Below are 14,540 nucleotides of genomic sequence, written 5' to 3' on the forward strand. Positions count from 1 at the left end.
GGGTGGGAATATCTGTTTATCGTTTTACCTTGTTAAATGTATAGTTTTATTTGGATGTGCTAACGTATTTAAACCATAGTAAAAATAAGAAAAACTCATGACCATACAAAAAATAATAACAATACTGCCTTTGCTAATACTATTTACAATCAATTCCAAAGCAAATGCAGAAGACTCACCTTGGCCCGAAATAAGAAAACAAAGAATAAACCAGCTCCTGCCAAACGCTTTAAAAGCGGCTAATGTAGACGCTTGGCTTATTGTTTGTAGAGAAAATAACAACGACCCATTGGCCGACCATATTGGCTGTGAAAACGCAGGATCGCCAGCGGCGTACTTATTTTACTTCAATAAAGGGACGTTTCATTCAGTTGCTTACTCACCTTCAAGCGAAGCAAAAGCACTCGACGAGCTAAATATACATGAAAAAGTAATCTCGGTGCCACGCAGTGTGTCTGCGTTAAAATACGCCGCTGAGTTTATAAAAAAGCAACCTTTTGAGCGCATTGCAATAAATGTCTCTGACCTTAACGCGCAGGCTGATGGCTTATCTCACTCACAATACAAGCAACTAGCGAGCTTATTAGGCGCAAAGCAAACAGCAAAACTCGTATCTTCTGAAGAAGTCGTTTATCAATGGCTTTCAATTAAATTACCTGCGGAGGTTGAAATAATGAAGGAGGCTGCAATGCTTTCAGCAAAGTGGCAACTAGAGGCTTATAAAACCATTGTTCCAGGCAAAACCACTGATGCCGATGTAGCCAAATTTTTAAAAGCTAAAATGAAAGCTCGAGGTGTAACCGACGCATGGGCTGCCGACCAAAATCCTAATGTAAACTCAGGCCCAGACCGCGGACATTCGCATTCTACAAATAAAGTGATTATGCCGGGTGACGTAATTCAAATTGATTTTGGTGTAAAGCTCTACAATCGCTGGGTAAGTGATATTCAGCGTTTTGCTTATGTACTTAAAGAAGGGGAAACCTCTGCACCGGCCAACATTCAGCAATATTGGATTAACGCAAGAGACAGCGGTTTTGCCGCATTTAATGCCATGAAACCTGGCGTAAAGGGTATAGACGTGGATCAAGCTCAAACCGTATTAATGAATAAATACAACTCAGAACCTGTGCCATGGAGTACCGGCCACCCGGTTGGGTATGTTGCACACGATACCGGGCCCAATTTAGGTGGCTCTCGCAGTGCCCAAGTAAGGCCTGCTGCTCATCGTAAACTTAAAGAAGGAATGGTGTTTGCTTTTGATGGCTTTTTTAGTTGGCCTTTGAACAACACTGAGTTTAAAACCATTTCAGTTGAAGAAATGGCTGTGATTACCAAAAACGGCGCAGAGTATTTAATTCCTCCTCAACAAAATTTAGTTTTAGTAAGTAATAACGAGTAGTTTTAAAAGTAAGTGTTTTAAATGCAATGAGTTAAGCCTATTTTTAGGGGGTTAACTCATTGCTTACCACAGACTTAAGTAATAATGAATAAATTTCATTTAGACATCTATACATCTAGAGGTTGATATTTTTTGCTTTCAGTTCATAATTAGTACGAGTTTTTATGAGTAGGAGTTAAAAATATGCCAATTACCGTAAAGGATGAGCTTCCAGCCATTGCACGTTTGCGCCAAGAAAACGTATTCGTAATGCCAAAAAGCCGTGCAAAAACGCAAGAAATCCGCCCAATGCGTTTGGCTATATTAAACTTAATGCCTAATAAAGTAGAAACCGAAGTACAGTTTATTCGCTTACTTGCAAATTCTCCTTTGCAGGTAAATGTAGAGCTGCTGCGCCTAGACACTCACCGTAGCAGTAATAATTCAGAAGAACACCTAGATACCTTTTATCGCTATTTTTCAGAGGTAAAAGATAACAACTACGATGCGCTTATTGTTACAGGCGCACCGCTTGCGCATTTAGAGTATGAAGATGTTGCCTACTGGGAAGAGCTTAAAGTCATTATTGATTGGGCAGAGCAACACGTTACCTCTACGTTGTTTTCGTGTTGGGCGGCTCATGCAGCGCTATTCCATAGCTATAATTTAAAGCGCGACTTAAAACCCAATAAGCTGTGTGGCGTATTTACCCATCAATGTTATTTTAAACATGGCGCATTAACCCGGGGTTTTGACGATACCTTTTTAGTACCACACTCACGTTATGGGCACATTGATATAAACAAAATAAACGCATGTGATGATTTAGTTGTATTAGCAGGCTCTGAGCGAGTAGGTGCTTACTTACTAAAAAACAAATCGGGTAGCCAAGTATTTATAACCGGCCACCCAGAATACGATGCCGACACCCTAAAAGGGGAGTACGAGCGCGATTTACAAAAAAGCCCAGATGCGCCAAAACCTGAAAACTATTTTCCCGATGATGATGCAAGCAAGCAACCGTCAAAAACGTGGCAAAGCCATGCTTTTTTACTTTTTTCGAACTGGTTAAATTACTACGTGTATCAAACCACACCGTATGATATTAATTTAGTTAGCCAAGATGTGAGGACTAACAACTATGCCGAATAATACAGCCGCCAACAAACAAGCCGAACTAAGTGAAGCGCTTAAAGAGCGTATTTTAATTTTAGACGGCGCTATGGGCACTATGATCCAAACTCATAAACTTGAAGAAGAAGACTACCGAGGCGAGCGTTTTAAAGATTGGCATGTGCTAATTAAAGGTAATAACGATTTATTAAGCCTCACTAAGCCAGAGCTAATAACCGATATACACCGCGGTTTTTTAACTGCCGGTGCAGATATTATTGAAACCAATACCTTTAACTCAACCACCATTTCGATGGAAGATTACGACATGGCAAGCATAAGCCGTGAAGTAAACCTTGAGTCGGCCAAACTCGCGCGCGCAATATGTGACGAGTTCACCGCTATAAATCCAGAAAAACCACGCTATGTAGCCGGTGTGTTAGGGCCAACATCTAAAACTTGTTCTATCTCGCCAGATGTAAACGACCCAGGTTACCGAAACGTAACGTTTGATAAGCTGGTTGCTGCGTATGTAGAGTCTACCCTTGCATTAATGGAAGGCGGCGCTGATTTAATACTTATTGAAACCATATTCGACACGCTAAATGCAAAAGCTGCCTCATTCGCAGTAGAAGAAGCGTTTGAGCAAGCAGGGCGCACACTGCCTGTAATGATCTCAGGCACTATTACCGATGCCTCAGGGCGTACGCTTTCGGGGCAAACCACCGAAGCATTTTATAACTCTATTCGCCATATCAAGCCGCTTTCTATAGGCCTTAATTGCGCCCTTGGGCCAGATTTACTTCGCCAATACGTAGAGGAGCTTTCGCGCGTATGCGAAACATTTACCTCAGTACACCCAAATGCAGGTTTACCAAATGAGTTTGGTGAGTACGACCTAGAAGCAGAGGACATGGCGAAAGAGATTATAGATTGGGGTAAATCGGGCTTTATAAATATTGTGGGTGGGTGCTGTGGCACCACGCCTGCGCATATTCGCGCCTTTGCTAAAGGGCTTGAAGGGGTTAAACCTCGCCCTTTACCAGAGCTTGATGTTCGCATGCGTTTATCAGGCCTTGAAGCCTGTAACTTAAACTAGGAGCCAACATGACCCAGCAAATTGCAGTATTTACCAATGTTGGCGAGCGTACCAACGTAACTGGCTCTGCCATGTTTAAACGCTTAATCATGGAAGAAGATTACGAGACCGCCCTGAATGTTGCCCGCGAGCAAGTAGAAAACGGCGCCCAAGTCATTGATATAAACATGGACGAAGCCATGTTGGACTCAAAAGCGGCCATGGTTAAGTTTTTAAATTTAATTGCCTCAGAGCCCGATATTTCTAAAGTGCCCATTATGGTCGACTCCTCTAAATGGGAAGTAATAGAAGCAGGCCTTAAATGTATTCAAGGCAAGGCTATTGTTAACTCAATATCCCTTAAAGAAGGGGAGGAGCCTTTTAAACACCAAGCTAAAATTATTAAACGTTTTGGTGCAGCTGCTGTTGTTATGGCGTTTGATACCGACGGCCAAGCCGACACCGCAGACCGTAAATACGAAATATGTGAGCGCAGCTACAAAATATTAGTAGACGAGATTGGCTTCCCGCCGGAAGATATTATATTCGACCCTAATATATTTGCAGTAGCCACCGGTATAGAAGAGCACGACAACTACGCCGTAGAATTTATTGAAGGCACACGCCGCATTAAACAAAACTTACCGCACTGTAAAGTGTCGGGCGGGGTGTCTAATGTCTCGTTTTCGTTTAGAGGTAATAACCCCGTACGTGAAGCCATTCACTCGGTGTTTTTATACCACGCAATAAAAGCGGGTATGGATATGGGGATTGTAAACGCAGGCCAGCTTGCTGTTTACGACGACATCCCCGAAGAACTTCGCAAAGCCGTAGAAGACGTAATACTTAACACCGACCCAGGTGCGGGCGAGCGTTTAGTAGAGCTTGCGCCTAAGTTTTCAGGTATGGCACAAGCTGAGCGTGTAGAAGATTTAGAATGGCGCACATGGCCTGTTGAAAAACGTCTAGAGCACGCCCTTGTTAAAGGTATAACCACCTTTATAGATGAAGATACCGAAGAGTGCCGCGCAGCTGCCGATAAACCTATTCACGTAATTGAAGGGCCACTCATGGATGGCATGAATGTGGTAGGGGATTTATTTGGCGCAGGTAAAATGTTTTTACCACAAGTTGTTAAATCGGCACGCGTAATGAAACGTGCCGTGGCCTACCTTGACCCATACATAGAAGCTGAAAAAGAAGAAGGCGCCACTAACGGTAAAGTGGTTATGGCCACCGTAAAAGGCGACGTGCACGACATAGGTAAAAATATTGTAGGCGTAGTACTGCAATGTAATAATTACGAAGTAATCGACTTAGGCGTAATGGTACCTGCCGAAAAAATACTGCAAACAGCGATTGACGAAAAAGCCGACATAATCGGCCTTTCGGGTTTAATTACCCCATCGCTTGATGAAATGGTACACGTAGCCAAAGAAATGACTCGTCGAGGCTTTGAGTTACCCCTTATGATTGGCGGCGCTACGACCTCTAAAGCGCATACTGCCGTTAAAATTGAGCCGCAGTACGACAAAGGCGTGGTGTACGTAAATAACGCCAGCCGAGCCGTGGGTGTAGTATCGAGCTTGTTATCTAAAGAGCTAAAACCAGCCTTTTTAGAAAAAACTAAAGCCGAGTACGTAAAAGTACGCGAGCAACAAGCGCGTAAAAAACCACGTTCAAAACCGGTTACCATACAGCGTGCCCGAGATAACGCAGCCAAGCTTGATTGGGATAACTACACGCCACCTGTGCCTAAAAAGCTGGGCGTGACCGAATTTAAAAATGTATCAATAGCCACGTTACGTAAATACATAGATTGGACCCCATACTTTATGACGTGGTCAATCGCTGGTAAATACCCGCGCATAATGAACGATGAAGTCGTTGGCGAACAAGCACAAAGCTTATTTAAAGACGCTAACGACATGCTCGACGACCTTGAAACGTCAGGTGCTTTGCAACCTTTAGGCGTAATTGGTTTATTCCCTGCAAACCGAGTGGGTGATGACATAGAAATTTACACCGACGAAACCCGCAAAGAGCTATTAACTACCTCATGCCATTTACGCCAGCAAACCGAAAAAACCGATTTTGCTAACTATTGTTTAGCCGACTACATTGCGCCAAAAGGTACACCTGATTACTTTGGTGCGTTTGCAGTAACGGGCGGTTTAGAAGAAGACGATTTAGCCGACGCGTTCGATGCCAAGCAAGACGACTACAATAAAATAATGGTAAAAGCGGTTGCCGACAGGCTCGCAGAAGCCTTTGCCGAATACTTGCACGAACAAGTACGTAAAGAGTATTGGGGTTATGCACCTGATGAAAACCTCGGTAACGATGAGCTAATTCGCGAAAACTACCAAGGTATTCGCCCAGCGCCAGGTTACCCAGCGTGCCCAGAGCACACCGAGAAAAAGAAAATTTGGCAGTTACTCGATACCGAAAAACGCATTGGCATGCAGCTCACCAGCTCATACGCCATGTGGCCAGGGGCTGCGGTTTCGGGCTGGTATTTCTCACACCCAGAGGCAAAATATTACGCCGTAGCCGCTGTGCAAAAAGATCAGGTGGAAGATTACGCTAAGCGAACTAATATGACGCTCACAGAGGCCGAAAGATGGCTGTCGCCTAATTTGGGGTATGAACCGGAATCATAGTGAAGCGGTCAGTTTTTAGCTGTCAGCTACCAGTAAAAGAAAAACGAGCCAAATTGGCTCGTTTTTTATTACATAGCACTATCTAATACCTTTCAAATTTAGGTAATTACTTGTTTACAATAAGTTTATTAAGTGGAATTATAGGGTAAGGAAATGGAAACCATTTTGAGAGATCCTCAAATGGTATTTGATAAGCTGTTATACTTTATCAATAAGGGATATTGTGACTAAAAATACTATTCAATCAAATAAAACTAACCATGAATTTAGTTTTTCGACTCTGGGTTTTTTCGTAAAGCTTTTTCTGGTTGGACTCTGCCTTTTTTCACTAATTCTTGCTTCTGGAATGATATTTATTGTTCTCAAAAAAGGAAGTGTACATCCCTTAGCGCTAGCTTTGGCTGTTCTTGGCCTTTGTAGTTATGCTTTTTGGCATTTATGGGCTGTATCTAAGAGAAAAGTTAATCAAATAACTATTTTAGCCATACTCAACTTATTAATAGGTGGGAATATTGCAGGCTGCGTAATAATGTTTTTTATTCGCCAATCTGCAGTTAAAGAAAGAGCTTTAATAAATAAAGAGAAGCTCTAAATACTGGTTTTTTATCCCAACCTCAATTAACGTAATTTGGTTAATTGCCCATTTAAGTTCAAATAATTTAAAGGAATAAAATGAAATTTATACTCTGCATTATGATATGGGTTGCAAGCTCATTATTGGCATACGCTCAGCCTATAGAAAGAGTCACTGCACAAAATGAGCAAAGTGAAAAAATTATGCTATTAACTAAAAAGGTCAACGAGTTAGAAAATGAGTTATCGAGCTTGTCTTACGACACAGAAAAGTTAGAAGAGGAATTTAATCGTAGTGCATTGGCTGTATTATTTTTTGCTTTTTTCAGTGCTTGGTGGGCTAAATCTACAGGTCGAAGTGCTTTACTTTGGTTTGTTCTTGGCATTTTCTTTAATTTTATTACCGCTATTGTAATCGTTTGTAAAACCGAAAGAGGCATTAAAAAATAGCTATAGCTTACTCCCTCAGCTAATTAAGATACTTTGGGATAACTGCTTAGTTTTTTTAGTAAACTAAAAAGGCAATTTTATGAAAACGATTGGCATGCTTGGTGGTATGAGTTGGGGGTCAACTACTAGTTATTACAAAGCGTTAAACCTGGGCGTAAAAGATGCGCTGGGCGGGCTGCATAGTGCCAAAATTTGTATGGTGAGTGTTGATTTTGCACAAATTGAAGCGCTACAGCGTCAGGGCGACTGGCAACAAACAGCCAAGTTACTTACCGAGGCGGCTAAATCGGTAGAGGCAGGTGGTGCTGATTTTTTACTTATTTGTACCAACACCATGCACAAAGTGGCTGACCATATCGCCAGTAATATTAGTATTCCTATTTTACATATCGCTGACGCAACCGCAGATAAGTTAAAACACGATAAAATAACGCGAGTAGGGTTGCTGGGCACGCAATTTACAATGGAGCAAAGCTTTTACAAAGGGCGGTTAACCAATAAGCATAACATTGAAGTGTTAATACCCGAGCCTGATGAGCGAGAGCGTGTTCACGACAAAATTTACAATCAGTTATGCCAAGGAATTATTAATGATGAAGCCCGAACTGAGTTTATAAATATTATTGAGCGAATGTATGATAAAGGCGCACAGGCCATTGTTTTAGGCTGTACTGAAATTGCTTTATTGGTAGAGCCGCAACATACAAGTGTACCCCTTTACGATACCACCCAAATTCATGTGCAGGCCGGGGTTAAATTAGCACTAACTAAATAACTAGCATTTAGTTTATGCATAAAACCGCCATAGGGCGGTTTTTATGTTTAGCGACCTGCCAAAGCTTATTAAAGCCACTTACCGATAAAAATTTCAAAAAACCAATCCTAAGTGGTAGGCTAAAAATGTAGCAAGTATTCAAACCGTTCTCGCGCAACAAGGCATTCCTTTAAAGCGCTTTGCCAAGGAGTTAAATATGATCACGCTTACCGTTAATGGTAATAAACATGAGTTTACAGGCGATCCGTCGACGCCGGTGCTTTGGTATCTTCGAGATGAATTAAATTTAACCGGGCCTAAATTTGGCTGTGGTATGGCGCAGTGTGGTGCGTGCACTATACACATTGATGGCGTAGCGCAGCGCTCGTGTGTATTACCGGTATCGGCTGTAGTCGGGCGTAATATTACCTCTATTGAAGGGTTAAGCGAGCAAGGCGACCATCCTGTGCAAAAAGCCTGGGTTGAGCATAAAGTGCCACAGTGTGGCTTTTGTCAGTGCGGGCAAATAATGCAAGCGGCAAGCTTATTAGCAGCTAACCCTAACCCCACTGATGATGAAATAGTGAGTAATATGTCGGGCAATATTTGCCGTTGTGGTACATACCCACGTATTCATAAAGCGATTAAGTCGGCGGCTAAAACCATTGCGGGCGTTGAATATTTTGACCCAAATGAACAAGGGGAAGAAGTATGAAAAACGACAATACGTACTTTGACCTAAACCGTCGCCAATTTTTAAAAACCAGCGCAATAGGCGCATTAGTATTAGGCACTTATTTTGTAGGCAGTGCACCAAGAGCGTTTGCAGGCGTGTTAGAGCAACCCTCTGAGCAAGCAAAACGTGCCAACTTATTTATAGCACTGCGTCCCGATGGCATGGTTGAAATAACCTGTCATCGCTCTGAAATGGGCCAACAAATTCGTACCGCCATTGCCCAAATTGTGGCAGACGAAATGGAAGCCGCGTGGTACAAAGTAGTGGTTATTCAAGGTAAGGGCGACCCTAAATACGGGGATCAAAATACCGATGGCTCGCGCAGTATTCGCTACAACATGCAGCGCCTGCGCGAAATGGGTGCAAGTGTACGTTATATGATGCAGCACGCAGCTGCTAAATATTGGAACGTTGAGCCGCAAACCTGTACAGCTAATCAGCACGTGGTTACCCACAGCTCGGGTAAAACGCTGGCTTATAAAGATTTAATTGACCTCGCGCTTGGTATTACCCCGCCAGAGCCTGACAAGCTAACACTTAAAACACGTAAAGAATGGCGCTATATAAATACCGGTATGGCGCACATAGATTTAACCGACTTAGTAACCGGTAAAGCCACATTTGCTGCTGATGTACGCGAGCCAAAAGCGCTGGTGGCTATTATTGAGCGCCCGCCGGTAGTTGGTGGTGTGATTAAATCGTTTGATGCCAGCGCCGCTAAAGCAATTAATGGCGTAGTTGATATTATTGAAATGCCTGTACCAAAAGGCGCGCCGCAATTTCAGCCAAAAGGCGGCGTTGCTATTGTTGCTAAAAATACCTGGGCTGCATGGCAGGCGCGTAAAGCCCTAAAAGTGGTGTGGGATGATGGTAAAAATGGCGACTATAATTCAGAAAACTTTAAAAAGTCTTTATTACAAACAGTGAGTGAGCCGCAAGCGCATGTGCGCGAAAAAGGCGATACCACCAGCGTATTGGCTAAATCGAGCAATAAGTTAGTTGCCGACTATTACGCGCCGCACTTAACTCAAGCACCCATGGAGCCACCTTGCGCCACGGCAATGTACAATAAAGACAGTGTAGATATTTGGGCTGCAACGCAAAACCCGCAAGCCGATATGAAAACTGTGGCTGCATTACTGGGTATGGACGAGAGTAAAATTAACGTGCATGTCACCATGTTAGGTGGCGGATTTGGGCGTAAATCAAAACCTGATTTTTCAGCAGAGGCCGCCTTCCTTTCAATGAAAACTGGAAAACCTATTCGCGTTCAGTGGACGCGAGAGGATGATATTCAGCATAGTTTTTATCATGCGGTATCGGCTCAACATATTGAAGCTTCACTCAATGAAAAAGGTAATATTGAGGCTTACTTACATCGCACGGCGTTTTCGCCAATTATGTCTACCTTTCAAGAGGGTGCATCTGCACCTGGTGGCTTTGAGCTAGACCTAGGTTTTACTGATAATCCAATTTTAGCACCCAATATGAAACTGGAACGAGGTGAAGCACCAGCAAAAGCCCGAATAGGCTGGATGCGCTCGGTCACAAATATTTTTCATGCGTTTGCCGTGCAGTCATTTATAAATGAGGCTGCCCACAAGGCGGGTAAAGACTCAAAAGATTATTTATTGGAAACCATTGGGCCAGCGCGTACTATCGATTTTGCAAACCAGAACGCAAACTATAATAACTACGGTGGCGATAAAGCGGTTTATCCACTTGAAACAAGCCGTTTGCGTCATGTTATTGAAAAAGCAGCGAGTATGGCAAATTGGGGGAGAACACTTCCAAAAGGGCGCGGCTTAGGTATTGCTGCGCACCGCAGCTTTTTAACCTATGTGGCTACGGTGGTTGAGGTAGAGGTATCGGACGCTGGTGATTTAAACGTGATAAAATCGTGGGTGGCTATTGATGCGGGTACGGTAGTAAACACCGATACCGTTAAAAACCAAACGCAAGGTGGTTCTATTTACGGTATTACCACTGCTATTAGCGACGGTATTACCTTTGATAAAGGTCGCGTACAGCAAAGTAATTTTCATGATTACCGCGTGCCGCGTATGAGCGATTCACCTTTAGAGGTAGAAGTAGAAATAATACAAAGCGATGCCCCACCTGCAGGTGTAGGCGAGCCCGCAACGCCGGTTTATGCCCCTGCGCTGTGTAACGCTATTTTTGCCGCTTGTGGTAAGCGCATTAGGCAACTGCCTATAGGTAACCAATTAAAAGCGTAAATAACGTCCTTTTTTAGCCGTTAAACAAAAAAACCGCCAAATGGCGGTTTTTTTAGAAGTTAGCGATTAGTGCGTTTTTTCAAACTCATCTACTTCACGCTCTGCTTCCTCTTTAGATTTACCATATTGCTGCTGGATTTTACCCACTAGCTCTGTACGGCTACCTTCAATTTTGTCTAAATCGTCGTCAGTAAGATCGCCCCATTTTTGTTGCGCCTTACCTTTAAGTTCGTTCCAATTACCTTTCATACGATCGCTGTTCATAAGTTTCTCCTTACTTAGATTTAATTAACGTTCACTGTAAAAGGAGCAAGGCGTGTACCAATCAGTTAAATTTAAATTTTGTATTTATAATCATACTATTATGTTTTTGTTCGGGCAGTAGTAATTAATATAGCGCGCATGTCCTTAAAAAATGTACAGAGCGGTCTGTAATTATTTCTGATTATGGATACGCGTAAACTCATCTGCTTTTGCGGCGCGTTTATTTTTGGTTTTTGTTACAATGCGTGCAAAGCAATTTTTGGTAAATAGCAGTGCTGCCGGTTCAAAATATATATCAACAACTCGTAACTACATTACAAAGTAACCCCATAACGTTATTACAAGCACCGCCTGGTGCAGGTAAATCAACCTGGTTGCCGCTACAGCTTATGCGCGACGGCCATTTTAAACGTATTGTAATGCTGGAGCCGCGCCGCTTAGCAGCACGTAATATTGCTAATTACTTAGCACAGTGCCAAAACGAAAAAGTGGGGCAGAGTGTTGGTTTGCGAGTACGTGGAGAAAGCAAAGTAAGTAGTAATACGTGCCTTGAAATAGTCACCGAAGGAATGCTTACTCGCATGCTACAAAACGACCCAGAATTAAGCGACATTGATTTACTGATATTTGATGAATTTCATGAACGCTCAATTGCAGCCGACACATCACTGGCCTTTGCTCTAGAGACCCAAAGTGCGCTGCGCGACGATTTAACCATACTACTTATGTCGGCAACCCTCGATACAGAGCGCTATACGCAGTTTTTTGATTGCCCGGTTATTAAATCGAGTGGGCGTAGCTACCCCATAGATGAAGTATATGTACCAATAAAAGATGAAAGCCGCTGGCTTGATGCTATTCCAGCTTTAATAAAACAAGCACTAAATGAGCAAAGCGGCAGTGCGCTGGTGTTCTTGCCTGGGCAATTTGAAATATCACGCGTACAACAGGCCCTTAATGATTTGCCAAGTAATTGCCTAGTTGCCACGTTATTTGGCGAGCAAGATAAAGCCAATCAGCAGGCGGCGATTGCCCCTGCGCCTGAGGGGATGCGCAAAATAGTGCTTACCACCAATGTAGCCGAAACCAGTTTAACCATTGAAGGCATTCGCATTGTTATAGATAGCGGTAAACGCCGCGCGGCCAGTTATAACTTAAAAACAGGCGTAACGGAGCTTACAACACAAAGTATATCGCGCTCCTCTGCCGTGCAGCGAGCAGGGCGTGCAGGGCGAATAGAGCCCGGTGTGGTTTACAGGCTTGGCTCAAAGCAAACCTTTGAGCGACGTAATAGCCACGATAGCCCGGAAATACTCACCTCAGACATAAGCCAACTTATGCTGGAGGCAAAACAGTGGGGCGCGAATATTAGCGAACTCACCTTGCTTGATACGCCAACAGCGCAGCAATGCACGCAAGCGGCAAACTTACTTACCATGCTTGAAGCCATCGACGGCAAAGACAAGCTAACCAAGTTGGGCAGCAACATGCTGGGTTTTGGGGCGGATATTCGTTTAGCGCATATGCTTTTAAAAGCATATGCGCTTGAGGCAGAACTCCCGGGCATTTATCGCTTAGCACTTTATTTAGTGGCGCTGCTTGAGAGCCGAATAAACAGCGCCAACGAGCTAAGCTTGGCGCTACATAGCCAACAACAAAGGCCACACCCAGTATTTAAGCAGCAGTTAAAATACTGGCAAAGCCGTTTAAAAGTAACCGACAGTAACAGCGAGCTAAACACCGAGTATTTAGGTTTGCTGGTGGCATTAGCTTACCCCGATCGCATTGCAAAAAAACGCGGCAATGGCTACCTACTTGCCAATGGTGCGGGCGCTGATTTAAACCCCGACTATTGGCATAACGATGACTACCTTGCTATTGCAAGCATGGGCGGCCATAAAGGCACGCGTATTTTTGCAGCCACCGCACTTAGCCCATTTGAGCTACAAGATTACTTACCGCATTTGTTTACTTCGCTTACCCGCTGTGAATTTGATGAAAAAACCGCACGCTTTATTCATCAAGACGAAGTAAAGCTCGGCGCTATTACGCTTACAAGCCAGCCGAGCAAGCAAAAGCTCGATAAAAGCGAGCGCGCCAAAGCGTGGCTTAATTTATTTACTAAGCATGGTTTTGCATTATTTAATGAACAGCCCGATGCACAGCAATTATTAATACGCATGAGTTTAGCTAGTCAGTTTATGCCTGATAAATTCCCAACTATTAGCGAGCAACACCTTATAGAAACGGCTAATGATTGGTTGGGCGTGTATTTACAAGATATAAAAACACTCGACCAGCTTAAAAAGTTTAACTACTTTGAAGCGCTGCAAAATTGTTTTGACTGGCCACAGCAAACAGCGTTAAAAGCGTTATTACCGCTTAGATTAACGGTACCGAGTGGCTCAAATATAAAAATTAATTACCAGCTAAATGGCCCCGCAAAGTTAAGCGTGCGCATGCAAGAAGTGTATGGCTTAACCAGTACGCCTGTGCTTGCAAATGGCAAGCTACCACTGCTTATGGAATTACTCTCGCCTGGTAAGCGCTCATTACAACTTACTCAAGATCTTGCGCACTTTTGGGCGAGCAGTTATCGCGATGTACAAAAAGAAATGAAAGGTCGCTACCCTAAACATTTTTGGCCTGATGACCCAGCCAACAGCGTCGCAACCAATAGAGTAAAAAGCAAAATGTAGGTGTTAGTTACGTAACGTTATTTGGTTGATTATTGAACTCACTAAGGTAATGTATCTATAAAATACTTTTAGCTACAGGGAATAATCAATGAGGTTACTTTTAACATTAGGTTTAGTATTGGTTGCTACCTTTTCAGCTCGAGCCGAAGAGCCATTTGATTTAAAAGCATTTGCACAGCATTACTATAAAACAATGACCGCCACGCAGGCCCCTGGCGCCGGTACTAAAGAGCTTGAAGCTTACCTTGCATTGTTAACTGACGATGTAGGCAGCCAGCACATACCGTATCAAGTAGATGACTCTCGCACCGCTAATGGCAAAGAGCTAATGCGCAAAGGCATGAGCTTTTACTTAGGCGCGCATACCCTGTATGAAAGTGAGCTACTCAATACCTTTATATTTAACGAGAGCGGTTTTGCGATTCGTTATAAAAATCATGCTAAAGGCATTCACCCACAAAGTAAGCAGCCAATTGAGTATACCTCAGTAATGATGGAGGTGATCGAAATTGAAAACGGTAAAGTGGCGATGATCCGTAAATATCATGAATAAAACCATGTGTTTACTTTTTATTAATTAGCGCCTTTGAAA

The 14,540-nt window shown here is 43.2% G+C and carries 12 protein-coding genes; 11 read left to right on the plus strand and 1 reads right to left on the minus strand.

Annotated elements, in window-relative coordinates; all coding sequences use genetic code 11:
* Positions 1-97: 97 nt before the first annotated feature.
* The 9 genes from ACFI34_RS10795 to ACFI34_RS10835 all read left to right on the plus strand — a co-directional run bounded on the left by ACFI34_RS10795 (position 98) and on the right by ACFI34_RS10835 (position 10,985).
* Positions 98-1,402: a M24 family metallopeptidase gene (locus tag ACFI34_RS10795; protein ID WP_462673475.1), complete on the plus strand. Its 1,305-nt coding sequence runs from the start codon at positions 98-100 to the stop codon at positions 1,400-1,402.
* 183 nt (positions 1,403-1,585) lie between these two features.
* Entirely contained in the window at positions 1,586-2,533 is a 948-nt protein-coding gene (gene metA, locus ACFI34_RS10800; protein ID WP_462673476.1) for a homoserine O-succinyltransferase MetA, read from the plus strand.
* Positions 2,523-3,593, plus strand: coding sequence for a homocysteine S-methyltransferase family protein (locus tag ACFI34_RS10805; RefSeq protein WP_462673477.1), 1,071 nt, complete (start codon positions 2,523-2,525; stop codon positions 3,591-3,593). The genes metA and ACFI34_RS10805 overlap by 11 nt, the downstream gene beginning before the upstream one ends.
* 8 nt (positions 3,594-3,601) lie before the next feature.
* The gene (gene metH, locus ACFI34_RS10810; RefSeq protein WP_462673478.1) at positions 3,602-6,235 is read left to right on the plus strand and encodes a methionine synthase; all 2,634 of its coding nucleotides are present in this window, start codon (positions 3,602-3,604) and stop codon (positions 6,233-6,235) included.
* Positions 6,236-6,458: 223 nt separating this feature from the next.
* Positions 6,459-6,827, plus strand: a complete 369-nt coding sequence (locus ACFI34_RS10815) for a hypothetical protein (protein ID WP_462673479.1) — start codon at positions 6,459-6,461, stop codon at positions 6,825-6,827.
* A gap of 80 nt (positions 6,828-6,907) precedes the next feature.
* Entirely contained in the window at positions 6,908-7,258 is a 351-nt protein-coding gene (locus tag ACFI34_RS10820; RefSeq protein WP_462673480.1) for a hypothetical protein, read from the plus strand.
* Positions 7,259-7,337: 79 nt separating this feature from the next.
* On the plus strand, positions 7,338-8,033 hold the full coding sequence (locus ACFI34_RS10825) for an aspartate/glutamate racemase family protein (RefSeq protein ID WP_462673481.1): 696 nt from the start codon (positions 7,338-7,340) through the stop codon (positions 8,031-8,033).
* A 196-nt stretch (positions 8,034-8,229) separates the two neighbouring features.
* Complete coding sequence (locus tag ACFI34_RS10830) at positions 8,230-8,727, plus strand: (2Fe-2S)-binding protein (protein WP_006791476.1); 498 nt, start codon at positions 8,230-8,232, stop codon at positions 8,725-8,727.
* Positions 8,724-10,985 carry a xanthine dehydrogenase family protein molybdopterin-binding subunit gene (locus tag ACFI34_RS10835; protein WP_462673482.1) on the plus strand — a complete coding sequence of 754 codons (2,262 nt, stop codon included), beginning with the start codon at positions 8,724-8,726 and terminating at the stop codon, positions 10,983-10,985. Before ACFI34_RS10830 ends, ACFI34_RS10835 begins: the two co-directional genes overlap by 4 nt.
* Before the next feature lie 66 nt (positions 10,986-11,051).
* Here the strand turns inward: ACFI34_RS10835 and ACFI34_RS10840 are convergent, their stop codons facing one another.
* Entirely contained in the window at positions 11,052-11,249 is a 198-nt protein-coding gene (locus ACFI34_RS10840; RefSeq protein WP_002958133.1) for a CsbD family protein, read from the minus strand.
* Positions 11,250-11,521: 272 nt separating this feature from the next.
* Between ACFI34_RS10840 and hrpB the strand changes: the two genes are divergently transcribed.
* Together hrpB and ACFI34_RS10850 are read left to right on the plus strand one after the other, a co-directional pair.
* Positions 11,522-13,948 (plus strand): ATP-dependent helicase HrpB, encoded by a 2,427-nt coding sequence (hrpB, locus tag ACFI34_RS10845; protein ID WP_462673483.1) that lies wholly within the window; start codon positions 11,522-11,524, stop codon positions 13,946-13,948.
* An 88-nt stretch (positions 13,949-14,036) separates the two neighbouring features.
* Positions 14,037-14,501 (plus strand): nuclear transport factor 2-like protein, encoded by a 465-nt coding sequence (locus ACFI34_RS10850; protein ID WP_462673484.1) that lies wholly within the window; start codon positions 14,037-14,039, stop codon positions 14,499-14,501.
* Positions 14,502-14,540 lie beyond the last annotated feature (39 nt).

This window comes from Pseudoalteromonas sp. PSi26 (assembly GCF_054960575.1).